General features: G+C 69.3%; 20 protein-coding genes. 8 read left to right on the top strand and 12 right to left on the bottom strand.

Translation table 11 applies throughout. The features are described 5' to 3' along the window. Window positions 1-104 precede the first annotated feature (104 nt). Window positions 105-1,523, top strand: a complete 1,419-nt coding sequence (gene pyk / locus ACN20J_RS33270; protein WP_189845572.1) for a pyruvate kinase — start codon at window positions 105-107, stop codon at window positions 1,521-1,523. Between the two features lie 230 nt (window positions 1,524-1,753). On the opposite strand, the gene ACN20J_RS33265 is transcribed toward pyk, so the two are convergent. The 4 genes from ACN20J_RS33265 to ACN20J_RS33250 all read right to left on the bottom strand — a co-directional run bounded on the left by ACN20J_RS33265 (window position 1,754) and on the right by ACN20J_RS33250 (window position 5,938). Continuing rightward, on the bottom strand, window positions 1,754-3,061 hold the full coding sequence (locus tag ACN20J_RS33265; protein ID WP_419667425.1) for a hypothetical protein: 1,308 nt from the start codon (window positions 3,059-3,061) through the stop codon (window positions 1,754-1,756). Further along, window positions 3,051-3,590 carry a DUF6114 domain-containing protein gene (locus ACN20J_RS33260; RefSeq protein WP_055614528.1) on the bottom strand — a complete coding sequence of 180 codons (540 nt, stop codon included), beginning with the start codon at window positions 3,588-3,590 and terminating at the stop codon, window positions 3,051-3,053. The genes ACN20J_RS33265 and ACN20J_RS33260 overlap by 11 nt, the downstream gene beginning before the upstream one ends. A 102-nt stretch (window positions 3,591-3,692) precedes the next feature. After that, the gene (locus tag ACN20J_RS33255) at window positions 3,693-4,328 is read right to left on the bottom strand and encodes a DUF6230 family protein (RefSeq protein ID WP_055614527.1); all 636 of its coding nucleotides are present in this window, start codon (window positions 4,326-4,328) and stop codon (window positions 3,693-3,695) included. A 620-nt stretch (window positions 4,329-4,948) separates the two neighbouring features. After that, window positions 4,949-5,938: a tetratricopeptide repeat protein gene (locus tag ACN20J_RS33250; protein ID WP_269646846.1), complete on the bottom strand. Its 990-nt coding sequence runs from the start codon at window positions 5,936-5,938 to the stop codon at window positions 4,949-4,951. Between the two features lie 257 nt (window positions 5,939-6,195). Here ACN20J_RS33250 and ACN20J_RS33245 point away from each other — a divergent pair, with 257 nt between their 5' ends. Continuing rightward, window positions 6,196-6,825 carry a TetR/AcrR family transcriptional regulator gene (locus ACN20J_RS33245; RefSeq protein ID WP_189845569.1) on the top strand — a complete coding sequence of 210 codons (630 nt, stop codon included), beginning with the start codon at window positions 6,196-6,198 and terminating at the stop codon, window positions 6,823-6,825. Between the two features lie 122 nt (window positions 6,826-6,947). On the opposite strand, the gene ACN20J_RS33240 is transcribed toward ACN20J_RS33245, so the two are convergent. The 4 genes from ACN20J_RS33240 to ACN20J_RS33225 form a co-directional block, all read right to left on the bottom strand. Beyond that, on the bottom strand, window positions 6,948-8,684 hold the full coding sequence (locus tag ACN20J_RS33240; RefSeq protein WP_419667424.1) for an acyl-CoA mutase large subunit family protein: 1,737 nt from the start codon (window positions 8,682-8,684) through the stop codon (window positions 6,948-6,950). A 98-nt stretch (window positions 8,685-8,782) separates the two neighbouring features. Further along, on the bottom strand, window positions 8,783-9,121 hold the full coding sequence (locus tag ACN20J_RS33235; protein WP_189845567.1) for a DUF3817 domain-containing protein: 339 nt from the start codon (window positions 9,119-9,121) through the stop codon (window positions 8,783-8,785). Between the two features lie 86 nt (window positions 9,122-9,207). Further along, the gene (locus tag ACN20J_RS33230; protein WP_189845566.1) at window positions 9,208-9,717 is read right to left on the bottom strand and encodes a MarR family winged helix-turn-helix transcriptional regulator; all 510 of its coding nucleotides are present in this window, start codon (window positions 9,715-9,717) and stop codon (window positions 9,208-9,210) included. A gap of 10 nt (window positions 9,718-9,727) precedes the next feature. Then, window positions 9,728-11,089 (bottom strand): MFS transporter, encoded by a 1,362-nt coding sequence (locus ACN20J_RS33225; protein ID WP_419667423.1) that lies wholly within the window; start codon window positions 11,087-11,089, stop codon window positions 9,728-9,730. A gap of 87 nt (window positions 11,090-11,176) precedes the next feature. Here ACN20J_RS33225 and ACN20J_RS33220 point away from each other — a divergent pair, with 87 nt between their 5' ends. Next, window positions 11,177-12,160 (top strand): ArsR/SmtB family transcription factor, encoded by a 984-nt coding sequence (locus ACN20J_RS33220; protein ID WP_189845564.1) that lies wholly within the window; start codon window positions 11,177-11,179, stop codon window positions 12,158-12,160. Window positions 12,161-12,293: 133 nt separating this feature from the next. After that, window positions 12,294-13,307: a glycoside hydrolase family 6 protein gene (locus ACN20J_RS33215; RefSeq protein WP_364197481.1), complete on the top strand. Its 1,014-nt coding sequence runs from the start codon at window positions 12,294-12,296 to the stop codon at window positions 13,305-13,307. 26 nt (window positions 13,308-13,333) lie between these two features. Here the strand turns inward: ACN20J_RS33215 and ACN20J_RS33210 are convergent, their stop codons facing one another. From ACN20J_RS33210 to ACN20J_RS33195, 4 genes are all read right to left on the bottom strand, one after another. Beyond that, window positions 13,334-15,289, bottom strand: coding sequence for a kelch motif-containing protein (locus ACN20J_RS33210; protein ID WP_190232128.1), 1,956 nt, complete (start codon window positions 15,287-15,289; stop codon window positions 13,334-13,336). A 3-nt stretch (window positions 15,290-15,292) separates the two neighbouring features. Beyond that, the gene (locus ACN20J_RS33205; RefSeq protein ID WP_190232129.1) at window positions 15,293-17,113 is read right to left on the bottom strand and encodes a glycosyltransferase family 2 protein; all 1,821 of its coding nucleotides are present in this window, start codon (window positions 17,111-17,113) and stop codon (window positions 15,293-15,295) included. 319 nt (window positions 17,114-17,432) lie between these two features. Continuing rightward, window positions 17,433-17,726: an MTH1187 family thiamine-binding protein gene (locus tag ACN20J_RS33200; RefSeq protein ID WP_189845560.1), complete on the bottom strand. Its 294-nt coding sequence runs from the start codon at window positions 17,724-17,726 to the stop codon at window positions 17,433-17,435. After that, window positions 17,723-18,067 carry a DUF3817 domain-containing protein gene (locus ACN20J_RS33195; protein ID WP_055617946.1) on the bottom strand — a complete coding sequence of 115 codons (345 nt, stop codon included), beginning with the start codon at window positions 18,065-18,067 and terminating at the stop codon, window positions 17,723-17,725. The genes ACN20J_RS33200 and ACN20J_RS33195 overlap by 4 nt, the downstream gene beginning before the upstream one ends. A gap of 239 nt (window positions 18,068-18,306) precedes the next feature. Between ACN20J_RS33195 and ACN20J_RS33190 the strand changes: the two genes are divergently transcribed. From ACN20J_RS33190 to ACN20J_RS33175, 4 genes are all read left to right on the top strand, one after another. Continuing rightward, window positions 18,307-18,939, top strand: a complete 633-nt coding sequence (locus tag ACN20J_RS33190; protein WP_055617945.1) for an AIM24 family protein — start codon at window positions 18,307-18,309, stop codon at window positions 18,937-18,939. 1 nt (window position 18,940) lies between these two features. Further along, the gene (locus ACN20J_RS33185) at window positions 18,941-19,591 is read left to right on the top strand and encodes an AIM24 family protein (RefSeq protein WP_189845559.1); all 651 of its coding nucleotides are present in this window, start codon (window positions 18,941-18,943) and stop codon (window positions 19,589-19,591) included. Then, complete coding sequence (locus ACN20J_RS33180; RefSeq protein ID WP_189845558.1) at window positions 19,588-20,385, top strand: AIM24 family protein; 798 nt, start codon at window positions 19,588-19,590, stop codon at window positions 20,383-20,385. Before ACN20J_RS33185 ends, ACN20J_RS33180 begins: the two co-directional genes overlap by 4 nt. Window positions 20,386-20,477: 92 nt before the next feature. Next, a complete protein-coding gene (locus tag ACN20J_RS33175) occupies window positions 20,478-20,954 on the top strand; it encodes a MarR family winged helix-turn-helix transcriptional regulator (protein WP_189845557.1) in 477 nt (158 codons plus the stop codon). The last annotated feature ends 12 nt before the right edge of the window (window positions 20,955-20,966 follow it).

Below are 20,966 nucleotides of genomic sequence, written 5' to 3'. Positions count from 1 at the left end.
CACCGAGGAAGCCGGCCAGGTCCACGCCTGAGCGCGTACCCGCCCATTTGTATCTTCCACCAGACGGAATATTCCGTAGCGAAACAAACCGATAGGATCGCCCCATGCGCCGTTCCAAAATCGTCTGCACACTGGGCCCCGCCGTCGACTCCCACGAGCAGCTCGTCTCGCTGATCGAGGCCGGCATGAGCGTGGCCCGATTCAACTTCAGCCACGGCTCCCATGCCGAGCACCAGGGCCGTTACGAGCGGGTCCGGGCCGCCGCCCTGGAGACGGGCCGCGCCATCGGCGTGCTCGCCGACCTGCAGGGCCCCAAGATCCGGCTGGAGACCTTCGCCGAGGGTCCCGTGGAGCTGGAGCGGGGTGACGAGTTCACCATCACGACCGAGGACGTCCCGGGCGACAAGTCGATCTGCGGCACCACGTACAAGGGTCTGCCGGGCGATGTCTCCAAGGGCGACCAGGTCCTGATCAACGACGGCAACGTCGAGCTGCGGGTCGTCGCCGTCGAGGGCCCCCAGGTCAGGACGATCGTCATCGAGGGCGGTGTCATCTCGGACCACAAGGGCATCAACCTGCCCGGCACGGCCGTGAACGTGCCGGCGCTGTCCGAGAAGGACGTCGAGGACCTGCGCTTCGCCCTGCGGATGGGCTGCGACCTGGTGGCGCTGTCCTTCGTGCGCGACGCCCACGACGTGAACGACGTGCACAAGATCATGGACGAGGAGGGCCGCCGGGTCCCCGTCATCGCCAAGGTGGAGAAGCCCCAGGCGGTGGAGAACATGGAGGCCGTCGTCGCGGCCTTCGACGGTGTGATGGTGGCCCGTGGTGACCTCGCCGTCGAGTACCCGCTGGAGAAGGTCCCGATGGTGCAGAAGCGCCTCGTGGAGCTGTGCCGGCGCAACGCCAAGCCGGTGATCGTGGCGACCCAGATGATGGAGTCGATGATCACCAACTCCCGCCCCACGCGCGCCGAGGCGTCCGACGTCGCCAACGCGATCCTGGACGGCGCGGACGCGGTCATGCTGTCGGCCGAGTCCAGCGTGGGCGCGTACCCGATCGAGACCGTGAAGACGATGTCGAAGATCGTCGTCGCGGCCGAGCAGGAGCTGCTCTCCAAGGGCCTGCAGCCGCTGGTGCCCGGCAAGAAGCCGCGTACGCAGGGTGGTTCGGTGGCCCGTGCCGCGTGCGAGATCGCGGACTTCCTGGGCGGCAAGGGCCTGGTGGCCTTCACCAACTCCGGTGACACGGCCCGCCGGCTCTCCCGCTACCGCGCCGAGCAGCCGATCGTGGCCTTCACCACGGAGGAGGGCACCCGCAACCAGCTCGCGCTGAGCTGGGGCGTCGAGTCCTACGTCGTGCCGTTCGTGAACAGCACCGACGAGATGGTCGACCTGGTCGACCAGGAGCTGCGCAAGCTCAACCGGTTCACCGAGGGCGACATCGTCGTGATGACCGCCGGCTCGCCCCCCGGCGTCCCCGGCACCACCAACATGGTCCGCGTGCACCACCTGGGCGGCTGATTCCGCCCGTACGGCCGCTCGTTGGCCGGTACGGGCGCCTGTGCCGCTTGTGCGGCCTTGTCGGCCCGTACCGGCATACCGGCCGCTGTACGCCGCTGAGGGCGCCCCCTGCCGCGCAGGGGGCGCCCTCAGCGTGTTTTGCGGCTCCCGGAGGTATGTGGGCTCCGGTGGGCGCTCGGCGGGCCGTGTACGGCCCGTCCGTCGCGTCCGGGTCAGTCTGGTCAGTCTGGTCAGTCGGTCGTGAACTGGTGCATGCCCGGGACGGTCAGCGTCCCGCCGAACTGGGCGGCCTGTATGACCTTCACCTTCGTGAAGTAGATCAGCGGGATGTTCAGCGGCGGCGGGTGCTCCGGGTCGAACGTGATCGGGATCAGGCCGAGCAGGTTGCCGGAGATGCTCTCCGTGTACATGACCGTCTTGCCCTCGCGGATGGTGGACGTGGTGCCCTTGCCCGCCTGCACGTGGTAGGTCTTGCCGGCCTGCTTGTCGGTGACCGTCTGGTGCAGGTCGCCGATGTCGGTGCCGTCGGAGATCACGTACTTGAGGACCTCCTTGACCTTGCCGCTGGCCGTCTTCACCTTGACGATGCCCTGGTAGTCGGCGCCCTTGAGCAGGAGCGAACTGGCCTCCAGCTGCCAGGGGTCGTCGGCCAGGGCGGGAATGCCCTGCTCGACACCGCCCTCGTCGTCCGTGGCGGCCGGGCAGTCGTCCGGGTCGGTGGTGGAGCTCGCGGACGGGCTGGGGGTCGGCGACGCGGTGGCGTCGTCGGCCGCCTCCTCCGCCTTGTCCGCGGTGTCCTCGGCCGCGTCCGTCGCCGCGTCGGTGACGTCCTTGACCGTGTCCTCGGCCTTCTCCACCGTGTCCTTGACCGGGTCCTCGGCCTTGTCCGTCGACGTCTCGGCGGGCTTCTCGGCCGCGGGGGTCGACGCGGAGGGAGTCGGGGTCGGGGTCGCCGTCTCCTCCTCGTCGGGGGTGAAGATGTCCTTGATCGCCTCGCCGAGACCCAGGGGGTCGAGCGGGTTCTTCGACTCGGACGCCGAGGGGGTGGGCGTCGGCGTCGGCTCGGTGTTCTCGGCGGGCGCCTTGGACTCCGAGGCGGACGGCGTCGGTTCGGGCTTGTCGTCGGAACCTGAATCCGACGAAGAGCCCGAGCCCGGCGTGTCCGAACCCGACGGGTCCGAGGCGCTCGGCTCGTCCTTGTCGTCGTCCGCGGGAGCGCTCGTCGAGGCGGAGGGCGACGGCGTGGGGGACGCGTCGTCCTTGGCCTCTTCGGTCTCCTCCTCCAACGCGTCGACGCAGTCCTTGTACTCGTCGATCGTCAGATTCTTCGCCGACGGCTTGTCCTCGGCCCGGGCGAGCGTCGGCGTGAAGCCCATCCCCATGAGGATGGCCGTCGGCATCGACGCGATGGCTATCGCCTTGCCCGCGGGCACGTGCAACCTGGTGAACAACGGCTTCTTGGGGGCTGCGTGCCGCGGCCCGGTTCTCTCACGGGACTCCCCCGCGGGGCCCGCGTATTGGACCTCGTCAGCCGGCACTGTGCCTCCCGTTCGCCCCGTTGGTCGGGCTCGTTCCTGACAGATCGTTCGGCTCGCTCGCACCGTTGGCCAGTGCGGCCTCCGGGGCGTCTCCCTTGTCCGTACGGTCCGTCTCGGCCGGGCGCGCGGCGGGCTCCTCGCCCGGGGCCCAGGCCACGGCCATTCCGCCGCCCACCAGGGACAGCAGGAAGCCGACGAAGAAGCCTCCGAAGTTGGACACCGGCAGTGACACCAGGCCCAGCAGGATCGCCGCGACACCGGCGAAGGTCCGGATGTGCTTCTGGTACCAGAGGCTGATTCCGAGAACACCCAGGAGCACGCCGATGATGAGGGACCCCGCACCCGCGGTCGTCGCCATGGCGAGCGTGAGATGCCCGATCTGCAGATTCGCGTACGGAAGGTATGCGATCGGGAATCCGGCGATCAGGATGAACAGGCCCGCCCAGAACGGCCGGCCGCCCCGCCAGGCACGGAACCGCAGCCGCCAGATGTGGAATTGACCGCGCGCGGCAGGAGTCTCGGCGCTCATGGAAAACAGCTCCCTGGAACGGCGTTGCTGAGGGTTTCACGTACTACGAAAAGGGACGGGCGGGTGAGGCAGCGCAGGCTCCCTCACCCGCCCACGGAGTGCCTAGTAGCACTCCTTGACACCCTTGGACAGCGACATCTTCAGGCCGCTGAGCTTGAAGGTGCCGGCGGTGGTCGCCCACGCCGTCTGCTTCACATCGGTCAGCGTGGCCGACTCGGCCTGCTGGGCGAAACCGTAGGGGTTCGCCTGCTCCTTGCCGCCCTTCATGCCGGGACCCTTGGTGGCGTCTCCGGCGGCAACACCGATGTCGATGTTGCGGAAGGTCGCGTTGGCCTGCAGATCCTCGACGTCGATGTAGAGGTTCTCGGCCTCGACCGGCGTGCTGCCGCCGCCGGCCTTCAGCGTCAGGCTGACGGAACCGATCAACGGGATGTCCGGGGTGACCACGGACTGGCACATGTTGGTGATCTTGGCGCTCTTGAACGCCGACACCGCAACCGGGTGCGCCGTCTTCTCACCCTTGAGCGTGTAGCCCTGGTCGATGGCCCCGTACTGCGAGAAACCAACACCATCGAGCCGGTCCGCCGTCACCTTGAACGACTGACCCGACACGCTGAACGACGCGGCGAGAGCACCCTGAGCCAGGGCGACACCTATCGCGGCGGTCGCGGCCACGCTGGGCACCATGACTACCGCGAACCGCTTCCATCTGGTCCCGCCACGCACCTGGGACTCCATATTTCCTCCTTCTCGGACGTACATCTCCGGCCCTGGCTGCCCCCAGACGGCGGCTCAGCCGGGCAGGGATGGGAGAAGTGCTACGTCCTCGGGAAGGAGAGCGCCCCAACCCGGAGGCGCGGAACGCACCCGAATCACCGGCGATCACCCCCGAGCGACAACCACTGGTCGCGCCTGAACACTTCACGCACAACCTGCCGGACAGGCTCCACCGAACGGCGAAGACCCCCCTGCCCAAGGGCCGGCGCCACTGCCGCCGTCCCTACTCGGTGGGGACCCAAGGAAACCCGCTGACCCGATTGGCTGTCGGGGAAGGGGAATGGACCGAGCGTCGCCGATCGTGGTGCATTCTCGCCGCCCGCACAAGGGGGTTCGTTACTGGCTAGTAACGGCCGGATAACCGAACAACGACCCGTCGGTATCGGCCGACAACTCTGGGTGGCACCAAGGGTGGTGACAAAGTGATCGAACCTTGGACGGAATCCGACAGATCACCGCCCATGACTTACTCGCAGTAACAGCGGCCGCGTTTACCAAGTTTTGGTAAAACGCGGCCGCAGTATCGCTCTGTCGCCAAATTCTTCACTCGGGCACCACGGGTCCCGACGTTTAGCGACTGGTCAGAACAGGGCCCGGGCCAGCGCCCGGCGCGCCGCGGCGACACGCGGGTCGTCGGCGCCCACCACCTCGAAGAGCTCGAGCAGCCGCACGCGCGCCGCGTCCCGGTCGTCACCCGCTGTACGCGCCACCGCGTCGACGAGCCGCCCGAAGGCGTCCTCGACATGGCCGCCCACCAGGTCCAGGTCGGCGGCGGCGATCTGCGCCTGCACGTCACCGGGGTTGTCGGCGGCCTCCTTGCGCACCTGCTGCGGGTCGGCGCCCTGCACCCGCTGGAGCAACTCGGCCTGGGCCAGGCCCAGCTTGGCCTCCGTGTTGCCCGGGTCGTCACTCAGTACGTTCTTGTACGCCTGCACCGCGCCGCCGAAGTCGCCCGCGTCCAGGGCCTGTACGGCGGCTTCGAGCAGCGCGTCGTACGGACCGGCCGGGACCTGGGCCTCCACGGGCTGCCCGCCCTGCGCACCCTGCTCGCCGTCCGGGTCGACGGTCAGGCCCGTCAGACCGAAGCGCTCCTCGGCGACCTGCACGAGCTGGTCGAGGGTGCCCCGGATCTGGGCCTCGGGGGCGGCGCCCTGGAAGAGCGGCAGGGCCTGACCGGCCACCACCGCGAACACCGCCGGGATCCCCTGGATCCCGAACTGCTGCATCAACATCTGATTCGCGTCGACGTCGATCTTGGCGAGGACGAACCGGCCGTTGTACTCGGCGGTGAGCCGCTCCAGGAGCGGGCTGAGCTGCTTGCACGGCTCGCACCACTCGGCCCAGAAGTCGATGACGACCGGCACCTCGGTGGAGCGCTGCAGGACGTCCCGCTCAAAACCCGCCTCGTCGACGTCGATGACGAGACTCGACGGCGACACCGCGGAGACGGCTCCGCCGCCCTGCCGCGCCGCTTCCGCACGCGCCTGCTCCGCCTTCGCCTTGGCCTCTTGGGCCGCCTTCACCGCGGCGAGGTCGACGACTCCGCTCATGGACATGTTCCGTGGCTGCATGCGTCTATCCTCCCCCCTCCGCGCGCCTGCGTGAAAAGCGTTGTGAAAGCCGGCCGCTTGCATGGTCCAGTACTGGTCAACGTCGGTCCTGGCGCCGGGTCCCCACCTGGCGCCGCGCGGTTGTCGCTCGCGCACGAGCTTTCGCTACGGGTCGTAGCGTAACTGCCTCCGGGGAATCGCGGCAGACGCATTTCGGTGATCTCCCTCACGGCTCCACGGAATCCCCATACTCAGAGTCCCCGGATATGGTCACCGGCATGCAGAGCCGCACCTCCGCCCCTCGTACCGGGCGTCCCCGCAGCGCCGCCGCGGACGCCGCGATCCTGGCGGCGACGCGGGCGGCTCTCGTCGAACTGGGCTGGTCCAAGCTGACGCTGGGGGACGTGGCGACGCGTGCGGGGGTCGCGAAAACGACCCTCTACCGGCGGTGGGCGGGCAAGAACGAGCTCGTGGTCGACGCGGTGGCGGCGCTCTTCGACGAGCTGGAGCTGCCCGACCGGGGAAGCCTCTCGGCCGACATCGAGGGCGTCGTCCTCCAGTTCGCGGCGATCCTCGCCCGCCCCGAGGCGAAGAGCGGGCTCATGGCCGTCCTCGCCGAGTCGACGCGGGACGACGCGCTGCGGGAGCGGATCCGGGCGTCCGTCGTCGACCGTCAGAAGCGGTTGGTCGTCGAAGGGCGCCGACGGGCCCAGGTCCGCGGCGAACTCCCTCCGGAGTCCGACCCCTCGGCCGCCGCCCGCACGGTCGACCTCATCTTCGACATGGTCGCCGGCGCGGTGGTCCACCGAACCCTGGTCTGCGCCGAACCTGTCACTCCGACGTGGGTCCACGACTTCACCCGGGTCCTGCTCCTGGGCTTGTCGGGCGCGGCCACCTCGGACACTTGACCTTTTAGGGGCGCGGGGAACTGCGCAATCTTTTCGGGGGTTCGGGGGTTCGGGGGTTCGGGGGCGAAGCCCCCGAGTAAGGGACGGGAATGGGTAGGGGCGGCGGGGGCGAGGAAAAACGGCTAGAACCCCGCCGGTTCCGTGTACTCCCCCCACTCCTCCCGGAGGGCGTCGCAGATTTCGCCGAGGGTGGCCTCGGCCCGTACCGCGTCGAGCATCGGGGCGATCATGTTCGACCCGTCCCGCGCGGCGGCGAGCATCGCGGCGACAGCGGCACGCACAGCCGCCTCCGAGCGCCCCGCCCGCCGCCCCGCAAGCACCCGCACCTGCTCCCCCTCCACCTCATGCCCGACCCGCAGGATCTCCAAGTCACCGGTGACAGAGCCCCGGTGGACGTTGACGCCCACAACCCGCTTCTCCCCCTTCTCCACACCCCGCTGGTACCGGAACGCCGACTCGGCGATCTCCCCGGTGAACCACCCGTCCTCGATCCCCCGCAGAATCCCGGACGTGACGGGCCCGATCGGATGCACCCCGTCGGGATGAGCCCGCACCCCCCGCTCCCTGATCTGCTCGAAGATCCGCTCCGCGTCCGCCTCGATCCGGTCGGTCAGCTGCTCGACGTACCAGGAACCGCCCAGCGGATCCGCGACGTTGGCGACGCCGGTCTCCTCCATGAGCACCTGCTGCGTACGCAGGGCGATCTCCGCGGCCCGCTCGGACGGCAGGGCGAGCGTCTCGTCGAGGGCGTTCGTGTGGAGGGAGTTCGTGCCGCCGAGCACCGCCGCGAGCGCCTCGACGGCCGTACGGACGACGTTGTTGTACGGCTGCTGGGCCGTCAGCGAGACGCCCGCCGTCTGCGTGTGGAAGCGCAGCCACTGCGCCTTCTCGGTCCGCGCCCCGTACACGTCCCGCATCCACCGCGCCCAGATCCGCCGCGCGGCCCGGAACTTGGCGATCTCCTCGAAGAAGTCGACGTGCGCGTCGAAGAAGAACGACAGTCCGGGCGCGAACACGTCGACGTCGAGCCCGCGCGACAGCCCCAGCTCCACGTACCCGAACCCGTCCGCCAGCGTGTACGCCAGCTCCTGCGCGGCCGTGGAGCCGGCCTCGCGGATGTGGTAGCCGGAGACGGACAGCGGCTTGTACGCGGGGATGGACGAGGCGCAGTACTCCATCAGGTCGCCGATGAGGCGCAGATGGGGCTCGGGCCGGAAGAGCCACTCCTTCTGCGCGATGTACTCCTTGAAGATGTCGGTCTGGAGCGTGCCGTTGAGTACGGCCGGGTCCACGCCCTGCCGCTCGGCGGCCACCAGGTACATGCAGAAGACCGGGACGGCAGGTCCGCTGATCGTCATCGACGTCGTCACGTCACCCAGCGGGATGTCCTGGAACAGGGCCTCCATGTCGGCCGCGGAGTCGACCGCGACCCCGCAGTGGCCGACCTCGCCGAGCGAGCGCGGATCGTCGGAGTCGCGCCCCATGAGCGTGGGCATGTCGAAGGCCACGGAGAGCCCGCCCCCGCCGTCGGCGAGGATCTTCTTGTACCGCTCGTTGGTCTGCCCGGCGTTCCCGAACCCTGCGAACTGCCGGATGGTCCACGTCCGCCCTCGGTAGCCGGTCGAGTGGAGCCCGCGCGTGAAGGGGTACTCCCCGGGCCAGCCGATCCGCTCGAACCCGTCGTACTCGTCCCCGGGCCGAGGCCCGTACACGGGCTCCACCGCATCCCCGGAGAGCGTCGTGCGTGTCCAATCCCTTGGGGGCTTCGCCCCCAAACCCCCGGCGGCCTCACGCTTGTGCGAGGCGTCGTACCGGGCCTGCCAGCGACGGCGGCCCTCCTCGATGGCGTCAGCGTCCATACCATCAAAATTACTAGGACGCCCTAGTAGACGTCGACGGCAAACCGCCACAGATCGCACCCGTGGCGGTGGGGACAGTGAGAGCGCCTAGAACGGCATCACGCCTTGGCGACCGCGCCCGCGTCCTCCGTGACCTTGGACTCCAGCTCGCGGCTGACCTTGCGCTCCACGAAGAAGGCGGCCGTGGGGACGGTGCCCGCGAGCAGCACCCACAGCAGCTTCGGGACCGGCCACTTGGCCTTGGAGCCCAGGTCGAAGGCGAAGACCAGGTAGACGACGTACAGCCAGCCGTGCGCGACGCTGACGACACGCGTGAAGTCCGCGGCGCCGTCCAGGTCGAGCACGTACTTGCCGATCATCCCGAGGACCAACAGGACCAGCAGGACACCGGTGACGTAGGCCATGACGCGGTAGCGGGTCAGCACGCTCTTTTTCATGGCTACGAGCGTAACCACCGGTTTCGCACGATCTTCGGGCACCCCCGGCCCCGTACGGCCCCGGTCCCCTGCTCGTCCGTTCCCCGTCACTCCTCGTCGAAGTCGTTCGCCGCCACCCGCAGCGGACGCAGCATCGCGAAGATCTCCCGGCACTCCTCGGCGTCGTACACGCCGAGGCCGAAGTCCATCGACATCAGGTCGCGGGTGGCGGCGTCGCACACCTCGCGGCCCTTGTCGGTGATGGAGGCGAGGGTGCCGCGGCCGTCGTTGGGATTGGGGCGCTTGTCGACGAGGCCGGAGCGGGCGAGCCGGTCCACGGTGTTGGTCACCGACGTCGGGTGCACCATCAGCCGTTCGCCGATCTTGGACATCGGCAGCTCGCCGGCCTTGGAGAAGGTGAGCAGCACCAGGGCCTCGTAGCGCGCGAACGTCAGCTCGTACGGCTTGACGACCGCGTCGACCTCGGCGAGGAGGATCTGGTGCGCGCGCATGATGGAGGTGATCGCGCCCATGGACGGCACGGATCCCCAGCGTTGCTTCCAGTGCTCGTCGGCACGGGCGATGGGATCGAAGGCAAGACTGAGCGGCTTCGGCACGGCAAAGACCCTACCGGCCGGTCATATCGTGGTCAGCCCCGTCTCGCGTATCGATATTCGCCCCCTTTTCCAAGGCCTTGCCCGGTCTCCTTCCCGGTCCCTTTCCCGGCCACTCGGCCGCCCCCTTCCCCTCGGCTTCTCCGGCCCCTCCCGTACGCCGCACCTCCACCGCCAGGAGCACGCAACACACGGTCCCCAGCACGCCGACGCCGCCCACGACCGTGCTGACCGCCCAGAACTCGGCGGCCGCACCGGCGAGCGCCATGCCCACGCCCTGGATCGTCATCAGCCCGGCCGTGTGCACGGTCATGGCACGCCCGCGCAGCTCCTCGGGCACGGCGTCCACGAACCAGCGGTCGAGCCCGAGGGTGTACGCGCCCGCCGACCCGGCGAGCACCAGCGCGAGCAGGATCCAGCCGAGGCCGGGATGGAAGGGGTAGAGGAGGAGCGGCAGGAGTCCGGCGCCCGCCAGGGGCAGCACGATCCGGGAGCGGGCCGCGGGCGACAGGGCGGCGCCTGCGTACAGCTCCCCCGCGATCGTCCCGACCGGCATCGCGCACATCAGCAGCCCGATCCAGGCCGTGCCGACCCCGGCCTCGTCCGCGTACGCGGCGGCCAGTGCCTCGGGCGCCACGACGAACATCGGCGGCACCCACAGGAGGAGCAGCAGCGCCCGGATCCGGCGGTCGGCGAGGACCTGCCGGGCGCCGGAGAGCGAGTACCGCACGAGCGCCCCGCCCCCGGCCCGGGCCGACCGGCGCCGCGTGCCCAGCCGCAGGAGCAGCGCCGAGGCGAGGAAAGTGCCCAGCGTGACGGCCAGTGCCCCGCGCGGCGAGACCACGGTGAGCAGGACACCGCCGAGGCCGAAGCCCACGAGGACGGCGCTCTGCGACACGATCCGCAGCAGGGAGCGGCCGAGCACGAACAGGTCGCCGTCGCCGAGGATGTCGGTCAGCGTGGCCATCCGTGTGCCGCTGAACACCGGTGACACGGCCGCGATGACGCACCGCAGGACGAGCAGCGCGGCGACGGGTGTGGCCGGCAGGGCCATCAGTGCCGCGCACCCGGCGCACACCAGGTCGCAGACGACGAGTACCCGCCGCGGCGGAAAGCGGTCGGCAACCCCGGACAGCAGCGTGCCGCCCACGAGATAGGGGAGGAAGCCCAGCGCGAACACCAGCGCGCTGAGGAGCGGCGATCCCGTCAGCCCGTACACGAGCACGGTCAGCGCGATCTCGCTGACGACGACGCCGAGCAGCGAGAGGGCGTGGGCGAGGAACACGGCACGGAACTCGCGTACGGCGAAGACGGGACCGTAACCGGTCCTCTCGGGGGTGGGCAGCGTCGTGGTGCCCCTGTTCTCTTCCGGCATGTCCCGCAGCGTGCCCGTGAGCGGGGCGTCCGCCGTAGAGTTTCGGTGTCAGCCGAATCTTCGGGATCGACCGCGGTGGGAGGGTCCGTGCCGTTCCATCTGCGCTTCGGTGAGGACGACCTCCTCCGGTGCCGCTTCGCGGTGTCCCCTCTGTGGGAGACCCAGGAGGCGGTCCGTACCCTCAACCGCCCCGAGCGGCACGGGTATCACGCGCACTGGCTCCGTCGTACGCGGTCGGCCGCCGCGGAGCTCGACCTCACACTCCTGTGGCTGTTGATGCCCCAGCGCGGGCACACCCCGGACTGGCTGGGGCCTCCGCCGCTCGGCCCCTCGGCCACGTTCGACGAGGAGATCGCGGCGGTCCGCGGTGCCGACCCCGAGGCGGCCCGCGAGGACACCGCGCTGGCGCTCGCGGACACCCCGGGCGCCCTCGAATCCCCGCGCGGGCGCGCCCTGCTGGCCGACCCGGTCCGCATGATCCAGGAGCTGACCGACCTGCTGGCGGCGGCCTGGCGTGCCCTGGTCGAGCCCGACTGGCCAAGGCTGCGCGCCCTCCTGGAGGCCGACGTGGTCTTCCACTCGCGCCGCCTCGCCGAGGTGGGCCTGGGCGAGCTGCTGTCCGAGCTGGACCGGCGGCTCGCCTGGGACGCGGGCACGCTCACGATCGACGTGAAGGGCGAACACGTACGCGAACTCGGCGGCCAGGGACTGGTGTTGATGCCCAGCGTCTTCTCCTGGCCGAACGTGGTGAGCGGCTTCGAACCGCCCTGGCAGCCGACACTGGTCTACCCGGCGCGCGGCATCGGGGGCCTGTGGGCCGAGCCGTCCGACCGTACGCCCGAGGCGCTCGTGCGGATCCTCGGCCGCGGCCGGGCCGCCGTCCTGACCGCGCTCGACGACCCCGCCACCACGACGGTCCTCGCACACCGCCTCGGTCTCGCACCCTCGTCGGTGTCGGCGCATCTGTCGGCGCTGCGCGACGCGGGCCTGCTCGTCTCGCGCCGGTACGGACACCAGGTGCTGTACGAGAGGACGCCACTGGGCATCGCGCTGGCGTCGGGCGGCGCCTGACGCCCCGACAGGAACCCGGCAGCAGCCCTACAGGAGGCGGCGGCCCACGGTGTCGCACCCTTGCCGGTCAAGTCCGTTATGTCACGATAGTCGGACATCGTCACTGACCGTCACCTTCGCCCAAGGGGGCAGGATGTTCCGGCAGACCCGTACCCGTACCCTCGCGGCGCTCGCCGTGCTCGGACTCGCGGCGGGCTGCTCGTCCGCGCCCGACGCCGACACGACCACCGCCGCCCGTGAGACGTCCGCACAGGCGAGCCCCGCCGCCGGTTCCCCGTTCTGGGTCGACCCGGCGAGCCCCGCGGCCCAGCAGGTGCAGCGGTGGGAGCAGCAGGGGCGCGAGCGCGACGCCCGGCTCCTCAAGCTCATCGCGGACCGGCCCGCGGCGATCTGGCCCTCCGCCGAGCGACCCGAGCCGAAGATCAGGGAGGCGACCGCGGCGGCGGCCCGGGAGGGGCGTACCGCGGTCTTCGTCGCGTACGACATCCCGCACCGCGACTGCGGACAGCACTCGGCGGGCGGGGCGTACGGCGCGGACGCCTACCGGGACTGGATCGACCGGTTCGCGCGGGCCATCGGCGACAGCCAGGCCCTGGTGGTGCTGGAGCCGGACGCGGTCGCGCACATCGTGGACGGCTGCACCCCGGGCGAGTACCACGCCGAGCGCGAGCAGATGCTCTCCGAGGCGATCGTGCGGCTGAAGCGGCAGCCGCGGACGAAGGTGTACCTCGACGCGGGCAACCCGGCCTGGATCCGGGAGTCGTGGAAGCTGGTCGAGCCCCTCAAGCGCGCGGGCGTCGCGAACGCCGACGGGTTCGCCCTGAACGTCTCCAACTTCCAGACGGACGAGACGACGAAGGAGTACGGCCGCCGGCTCTCGGAGGACCTCGGCGGCAAGCACTTCGTCGTGGACACCAGCCGCAACGGCAACGGCCCGCTGGGCGGCGACCCCTCCCAGGCCTGGTGCAACCCGCCGGGCCGGGCGCTCGGCACCCCGCCCACCAAGGACACCGGCGACCCGCTCGTGGACGCCTACCTGTGGATCAAGCGGCCCGGGGAATCGGACGGACAGTGCCGCGGGGGCCCGTCGGCGGGCCAGTGGTGGGCGGACTACGCACTGGCGCTGGCCCGCAACTCCAGTGTGTAGCAGGCGGTTTCACCTGTCGGACCGCTTCACCTGACCTGGACCCACTTCGCCTCGGACGGAGTCCCGTCCGTGTCCGTCACGAAGAGCATGTACCAGCCGGGCGGCACCAGCGTCCGGTCCTTCGGTACGTCCACGGTGACCGAGTCCTTCGTCTTCGTGAGCCCGAGCGCGATGGACCGCTGCTCGACGTCCGTGGTGTGGGTGACCGCGCTGGGCCGCATCAGACGGGCGTTCACGATCCGGTCCGGATTCCGGGTGGCGAAGGTGGCGCGGCCCTCGCCGTCGACCTCCTGCGGACCGTCGCCGAGTACGGGACGGGTCTTGGCGTTCTTGTGCAGGGTGGGCGGGGTGTAGATCTCCATGCGCTGCTCGAAGTGGCCGAGCTTGGTGTTCTGCTGGTCGTCGAAGAGCGGGTCGGAGCCGAACGTGGCGACCCGGCCGTCGGGCAGCAGCAGCGCCTCCGAGTGGTAGTTGCGGCCGACCCTGGGCGAGGCGGCCGAACGGAACGAGTTGGACTTGGGGTCGTAGAACTGCGCCTTGAGGATGTTGCTGGCGCTGCGCCCGCGGTAGTCCGAGGAGCCGTTGGACGTGAACACCGAGTCGTCCGGCATGATCACGCTGTTCAGGTAGCGGGTGCCCTGGGGGAGGTCGGGGCCGTTCTCGAAGGCGGGGTTGTCCTTCTTGAGGTCGATGACCGCCGTGCGCGAGGTCGCCTTCTTGGACTCGCCGACGCCTCCGCCGCCGAGGATCATCACCTTCTGATCCTGGGCCGGGGGCAGCAGCAGGGACGCCGACGTCTCCGTCTGGTCGGTGTCGCTCAGCCCCGGCACCTTCTCGAACTTGTTGGTCTTCAGATCCCACAGGCCGGGTTCGCGCCCCATGGTGGCGGGCCCGTAACCGGCGTTGGAGGCCGGGTAGAAGAGCTTGCCGCCCTTGGTGAGGAAGAGGGCGGGATAGGTGGGGAAGTAGTGCTTGGGGCCCGGGGTCCACTTCTTGGTCTTCGGGTCGTAGATCTCGTTGTCGCCCGGGTCGATCACCCCGACGTCGTCGAGCCCGGAGACCGCCAGCACCCGCCCGTCCTGCAGACCGACCAGCGTCGGATACCAGCGGGCCTTGCCCATCGGCGCGACGGGCACGTACTTCTCCGCCGTCGGGTCGAACTCGTACGCGGCCTTGATCCCCTGGAAGTCCTGCTTGTCCATGGTGATCTTCTCGGAGAGGCCGTACGTGTTGGCCGCCTCCTTCCCCTTCAGGCCGAGGATCTCGTACTGGGCCTGCTTGGCCGTGACCGACCGGGGCCCCACCTCGGTGGCCTCGACGAAGACCCGGGCCTCGCTCGCGGTGACCTTCGTCTTCCAGGGCTGCATCACACCGGCCCTGTTGTAGGTGATCTCCTGCGTGCGCTTGGCCTTGGGGACGGTGACGTCGAACCTGCTGACGTACTCCACACCGGTCGGCGAGCGGAACCGGGTGCCCTTCTTGAGGACGACCGGCTTGTCGGGGTTCTCGTTCTTCACGCGCATGCCGCCGCCGGCCCGGTCGACCTCGCCGTCGAGCAGCTCGTAGCGGGCGGTGCCGCCGGCCACCAGCATTCTGCCGCTGGGGAGTTGGGCATGTCCGGCGCAGAAGAAGTCGTCCGGGGTGGGGATCTTCTTGAAGGTGTCGGTCCTCGGGTCCCACAGGATCGTGTCGAAGGAACCCTTGTCGAACTTCTTCTGCTCATTGCCGGAGCCCGCGACGATCAGCACCTTGCCGGTGTGCAGGAGCGCCGCGTGGATGGCGTTGGTGCGGAACTTCTTGGGGATGTCCAGGTGCTTCCACGAGCCGTACTTCGCCTTGTAGCCGGGCTGCGCGATCTTGTACTCGTAGTACTGCTCCGAGGCGAAGCCGATCGCGGCCGGGGCGTTGAGTCCGGCGAGCAGCGCGACGCCGCCTATGCCGAGCAGCCTCTTCTGGGTCTTCTTCGAAGGGCGGTAGGCCATGGCCTAGTTACCTCCTGTCGTACCGCTGGAGACCGTCCCGCTGGGGAGCGAGCCACTGGGAAGCGTGGCGCCGGCGCTGAAGACCGGCGCGGGTGCCGGCTCGCCGTCCGGGACGCGGGCGACGGCGGGGGTGGCGACGCGCTGCCGGGCACGGCGTGCCTGGTACCGGGTGCCGAGCCACACGCCGACCGGGGCGAGGGAGATGGCCAGGGCGAGAACGGCCCAGGTGCGCATGGCCGCGTGCGTGTGTCCGAGGACGAACGACGCCACCAGCGAGGCCGTCAGGACGGCCGCCCAGAACAGGTGGATCCGGAACGTCAGCACCCGGTCGGGGCTGGCGCCGCCGCCCTTCGGGGTGACCACGAAACGGCTGGGTCGGCGGACCACGGCCGCGCCGAGCGACTTGAGGTAGATCGGCGCGGAGAGCGCCGACATCGCCATGCCGGCGAGGCCTCCCGAGCCCTCCGGTTCGTGCGGGGAGACGTTGTGCCGCCGGTTCCAGAGATAGAGGCCGATCTGGAGGGCGGCGGCGTCGCTGTAGAGCATCAGCCACATGGAGGCGGCGACCTGCGTGCCGGACGCGCCGAACCACAGGAACAGGACGCAACTGAGGATGCCCAGCAGCCAGTTGACGGCCGTCATCGGGTAGTAGACGAGCATCATCGTGTACGAGAACAGCCGGCCGGGCGGCATCGTGAACGGTGCCTTCCAGTACTGCTTGAACAGCGTCTCGTACGTGCCGCGCGACCAGCGCATCTGCTGGGTGAAGAAGTCGGTCCAGGACTCGGGGCCCTCCCCCACGGCCAGCACGTCGGGTGTGTAGACCGACTGCCAGTGGTGACCGGTCCGCGGGTTCTTGTGCCGGTGCAGTTCGAACCCGGTGGCCATGTCCTCGGTGATGGAGTCGTACAGCCCGCCGACCTGTCTGACGGCCGCGATCCGTACGACGTTGTTGGTGCCGACGAACATGGGGGCGCGGTAGCGGTTGCCGGCCCGCTGGATCAGCGCGTGGAACAGGAACTGCTGGGACTCGGCCGCCTTGGTGACCGGAGTGGTGTAGTTGCCGTACACCTGCGGGCCGACGACGAACGCGACGTCCGGGTCTCGGAAGTAGCCCATCATCCGCTCCAGGAACTCGGGGAGCGGGATGTGGTCGGTGTCGACGGAGGCGAAGAAGTCGTACTCCCCGCCGTGCATCGCGATCCACGCGTTGTAGTTCCCGTGCTTCGTACGGGCCTTGTGGACGCCCTTGGCCCTGTTCCACTCGGGGACGCCGTGGCGGGTGAAGTGGCGTACGCCCAGTTCGACGCAGAGTGCCTTGGCCTGTTCGTCGTCTCCCTCGTCGAGGAGCCAGACGTCAAGGAGGCCGGGGTGGGTGACGCGGACCGCGCCTTCGAGGGTGGCACGGACCATGGAGAGGGGTTCTTTGCCCGGGACGTACGTGGTGAGGAAGGCGACCCGGGTGCCGGGCTCAGGGAAGACGGGTATCGGGTCCCTCGCCACCATGGTCGCGTGGGCGATGGAGACCACGTTGACGACCATGAACAGCTCGATCAGGCCGATGGATATGAGCATCGCGATGTCGAGGCCGACGAGCCAGCGGGTGCCACCCTCTCTGGCGACCCAGTGGGTCGGCCAGACCAGGTAGACGAGGAGCAGCCCCGTGAGCAGCGGGGCGAGCGTCATGAGCAGGACGGCTCGTATTCGGTGTGGCTCGCGCGACAGGAGCTTGGTGTACTGCACCCGGTACGCGGTGCCGGACGGCTCCGTGAGCGGTCCGGCCAGTTGGCTGTGGGTGTCGTAGTCGTAGCCCTCCGGCCGCACAGCGCCCTCCAGTGATCGAACGAGCCGATACCCACACAAAAGTGGCTTTTAGTCGGCGTGTCGAACGGAGGGGGTCCAGTTGGGGGGGTAGAGGGGGGTCGGGCTTTGCCTATTCACCTGCGGGTGGGCGGGGGTTGCTCACGCGACGAACAGCCCCGAGCACCGGTCGTTTCAGGGGCGCGAGGAACTGCGCGGGCAACGAAAACCGACCCGCACACGGCAAACAGACCTAGGCACCGGATCTTCTAGGGGCGCGGGGAACTGCGCACCCAGCACAGACCCACCCGCACCCCACACACCCACCGCGGCAGCGGCACCGCTAAGCCGACAGGTGCCGCTCCACCGTGTCCACCTTGGACGTCAGCCCATCAGTAACCCCAGGCCGAATGTCAGCCTTGAGGACGAGCGAAACCCGAGGCGCCCGCTCCTCCACCACAGCGACGGCCCGCCGAACGACGTCCATCACCTCGTCCCACTCCCCCTCGATCGAGGTGAACATCGCATCGGTGCGATTGGGCAGCCCCGACTCCCGCACAACCCGCACGGCGTCGGCGACGTACTCCCCCACGTCCTCACCGACACCCAACGGCGTCACGGAGAAGGCGACGATCATGCGTTGACGATCCCTTCGTTCCGGGCGCGGGACGCGATCAGCGCGCTCTCCGCCTCACGCTTGAGCTTGCGCTCGGCGAAGAAACCGCCGGTCGGCAGCACGGAAAGCACGAAGTAGAGGGCCGCGGTCTTCAGGCCCCACTTGGCACGGTTCCAGGCGTCGGCCCAGAAGATCAGGTACAGGATGAAGAGGATGCCGTGGACCATGCCCATCACGGGCACCGCGTTGAAGTCCGTCGTCCGCTTCAGCACCGAGCAGACCAGCAGCAGAAGGAAGGAAACGGCCTCGGGGGCCGAGACCAGACGGAGACGACGGAGGGCGGAGGCGGTCTTGATGTCCACGAGTCACCTTCGGTGGGAGGAGTCTGGGGTGGATTCGGAAGGGGTGCCGGTGCCGCGCCGAAGCTTTGTGAACGCACGCACAAGCTTTCCCATTGAAGCATCCTGACCCCTGCCGTCCGGCCTCGGGGTCCGGACCCACGGAACCCGGCCGACCGGACCCCGGGGTCTTTTCAGGGACGGATCATCCCGAAGGATCTGTTCGGCGACCAGGCCCGACGGCTACCGTCGTCCCCGTGGCGATGTTCCGACTCCAAGGCAGCAAGGTGCTGGCCGTCGACATGACCGGCGACGCCGTGAAGGCGAAGAACGGTTCGATGGTGGCGTACGACGGTCAGATGGCCTTCAAGAAGCTCAGCGGCGGTGGCGAGGGTATCCGCGGCATGGTGACGCGCCGGATCACCGGTGAGCAGATGACCCTCATGGAGGTGAAGGGGCAGGGGACCTGCTGGTTCGCCGACCGGGCCAGCGAGATCAACCTCGTGAACCTCCAGGGCGACAAACTCTTCGTCGAGTCGAGCAATCTGCTCGCGACCGACTCCGGCCTGCGCACGGGCACGTCCTTCACGGGGCTCAGGGGAGCCTCGCAGGGCAACGGGCTCTTCACGACGACCATCGAGGGGCACGGCCAGGCGGCGATCATGTCGGACGGTCCGGCCGTGGTGCTGCGGGTGAGCTCGCAGTACCCGCTGACCGTCGACCCGGGGGCGTACATCGCCCATCAGGGCAATCTGCGGCAGTCCTTCCAGTCCGGTGTGACGTTCCGCACGTTCATGGGCGAGGGCGGCGGCGAGGCCTTCCAGATCCGCTTCGAGGGCGACGGCGTCGTGTACGTGCAGCCCAGTGAGCGCAACTCGATCGCGGGAGATGTGTGACATGCCCTTCCGTGAGATCAACTCGAAGATGATCGAGGCCACGGTCATGCCGGGGCAGCGGCTGTTCAGCCAGCGCGGCGCGATGCTCGCCTACAAGGGCGAGGTGTCCTTCACCCCCAACATGCAGGGCGGCCAGGGCGGCCTCATGTCGATGATCGGACGGCGGGTGGCCGACGAGGCGACCCCGCTGATGACCGTCGAGGGCTCCGGCACGGTCCTGTTCGGGCACGGCGGCCACCACATCCAGGTGATCGGCCTGACGGGCGAGACCCTGTACGTGGAGGCGGACCGGCTGCTCGCCTTCGACGGCACGCTGACGCAGGGCACGATGTTCATGGGCTCGCAGGGCGGGGTCATGGGCATGGTGCGCGGCCAGATGACGGGTCAGGGGCTGTTCACCACGACCCTCAAGGGGCACGGCAGCGTCGCCGTCATGGCGCACGGCGGGGTCATCGAGGTGCCGATCAGCCCGCAGCGCCCGGTGCATGTCGACCCGCAGGCGTACGTCGCCCACCACGGGGACGTACGCAACAAGCTCTCCAGCGCGCTCGGTCTGCGCGATCTGGTGGGCCGCGGCTCGGGCGAGGCGTTCCAGCTGGAGCTCAGCGGAAGCGGTGCGGTGTACGTGCAGGCGTCGGAGGAGAAGCTGTGACCACCTACCCGGGCACGGGCCCCGTGATCCACGACCCGTCGACGCTGCCGGTCGACGACAACGTGAACGCGTACACCTTCTGCGTGGAACTCAAGGGGAGCGAGTGGTTCCTGCAGAAGGGCAAGATGATCGCCTACTACGGCTCGATGGAGTTCAACGGCATCGGGCACGGCCGTCTGGACCGGCTGGTGCGGACGAGTTTTCATTCGCCGTTGCACGCGAGCGACTGGGTCGTGGCCTCCGGCTCGGGCAAGATGCTCCTCGCCGACCGGGCCTTCGACGTGAACTCCTTCGATCTGGAGGAGGGCAATCTGACCATTCGCTCGGGCAATCTCCTCGCTTTTCAGCCAAGTCTCGCGCTCAAGCAGTCGATCGTGCCGGGCTTTCTCACGCTGATCGGAACGGGCAAGTTCGTGGCCGCGTCGAACGGCCCCGTGGTGTTCATGGAACCCCCGATCCGGGTCGACCCGCAGGCCCTGGTCGGCTGGGCCGACTGCCCCTCGCCGTGCCACCACTACGACCACGGGTACATGACAGGCCTGATGGGCGGTCTACGTGCGCTGACGGGCCTGGGCGGGGCCTCCGGGGAGGAGCACCAGTTCGAGTTCGTGGGGGCCGGCACGGTGCTGCTCCAGTCCAGCGAGGCCCTGATGGCGGAGCAGGCCGCGGGCGCGGTCCCGCACGAGCCCGGAGTGCCGGGTGGCGGCGGGGCACCCGGCCACCAGGGACAGCAAGCCGGCGCACCGCGCCTTCCCGGACAGCTGGGAGACCTCCAGCGTCGCTTCGGGCTGTGAGCGGTAGTCTGCGGAGTGTGACGTCGAACGTGTGCGCGCCGTCACGCCACCCTCACTAGTTCGCTTTTCAACATCTTAGGTAGAATTCATACATGGAGACCGAGACGGCCACTCGCTGGCTGACCGATGCGGAGCAGTGCGCCTGGCGCACCCACCTGGAGGTCAACAGGCTGTTGACGTATCAGCTCGAGAAGGACCTCCAACCGTTCGGCCTGACGATGAACGACTACGAGATCCTGGTGAACCTCTCCGAGTCGGAGGGCAAACGGATGCGGATGAGCGACCTCGCGTCCGCCACCCTCCAGTCCAAGAGCCGCCTCTCCCACCAGATCACCCGCATGGAGAACGCGGACCTGGTCAGGCGCGAGAACTGCGAGTCCGACCGCCGTGGGCTGTACGCCGTGCTCACGGACCACGGCCTGGAGACGATGAGGAAGGTCGCGCCCCATCATGTGGCGTCCGTGCGGCGGCACTTCATCGACCTCCTCTCGCCGGAGGCCCTGGAAGAGCTCCACAAGTCCCTGACCCCGATCGCGGAGCACCTGCGGGGGCAGCGGGGGCGTTCGTGACGTACGACCTGA

The organism is Streptomyces sp. 2-1 (assembly GCF_048564895.1).
Taxonomy (GTDB): Bacteria; Actinomycetota; Actinomycetes; order Streptomycetales; family Streptomycetaceae; genus Streptomyces; species Streptomyces phaeochromogenes.
The sequence above is the reverse complement of the archived record's forward strand: the minus strand, read 5'-3'. Positions and strand labels throughout refer to the sequence as shown.

Bases quoted from the DNA above. Each gene is read 5' to 3' on its own strand.
- ACN20J_RS33250 (WP_269646846.1), bottom strand. From the start codon at position 5,938: ATGCAGCCACGGAACATGTCCATGAGCGGAGTCGTCGACCTCGCCGCG.
- ACN20J_RS33255 (WP_055614527.1), bottom strand. From the start codon at position 4,328: ATGGAGTCCCAGGTGCGTGGCGGGACCAGATGGAAGCGGTTCGCGGTA.
- ACN20J_RS33210 (WP_190232128.1), bottom strand. From the start codon at position 15,289: ATGGCCTACCGCCCTTCGAAGAAGACCCAGAAGAGGCTGCTCGGCATA.
- ACN20J_RS33215 (WP_364197481.1), top strand. From the start codon at position 12,294: ATGTTCCGGCAGACCCGTACCCGTACCCTCGCGGCGCTCGCCGTGCTC.
- ACN20J_RS33245 (WP_189845569.1), top strand. From the start codon at position 6,196: ATGCAGAGCCGCACCTCCGCCCCTCGTACCGGGCGTCCCCGCAGCGCC.
- ACN20J_RS33260 (WP_055614528.1), bottom strand. From the start codon at position 3,590: ATGAGCGCCGAGACTCCTGCCGCGCGCGGTCAATTCCACATCTGGCGG.
- ACN20J_RS33200 (WP_189845560.1), bottom strand. From the start codon at position 17,726: ATGATCGTCGCCTTCTCCGTGACGCCGTTGGGTGTCGGTGAGGACGTG.
- ACN20J_RS33240 (WP_419667424.1), bottom strand. From the start codon at position 8,684: ATGGACGCTGACGCCATCGAGGAGGGCCGCCGTCGCTGGCAGGCCCGG.
- ACN20J_RS33175 (WP_189845557.1), top strand. From the start codon at position 20,478: ATGGAGACCGAGACGGCCACTCGCTGGCTGACCGATGCGGAGCAGTGC.
- ACN20J_RS33185 (WP_189845559.1), top strand. From the start codon at position 18,941: ATGCCCTTCCGTGAGATCAACTCGAAGATGATCGAGGCCACGGTCATG.
- ACN20J_RS33225 (WP_419667423.1), bottom strand. From the start codon at position 11,089: ATGCCGGAAGAGAACAGGGGCACCACGACGCTGCCCACCCCCGAGAGG.
- ACN20J_RS33235 (WP_189845567.1), bottom strand. From the start codon at position 9,121: ATGAAAAAGAGCGTGCTGACCCGCTACCGCGTCATGGCCTACGTCACC.
- pyk (WP_189845572.1), top strand. From the start codon at position 105: ATGCGCCGTTCCAAAATCGTCTGCACACTGGGCCCCGCCGTCGACTCC.
- ACN20J_RS33190 (WP_055617945.1), top strand. From the start codon at position 18,307: ATGTTCCGACTCCAAGGCAGCAAGGTGCTGGCCGTCGACATGACCGGC.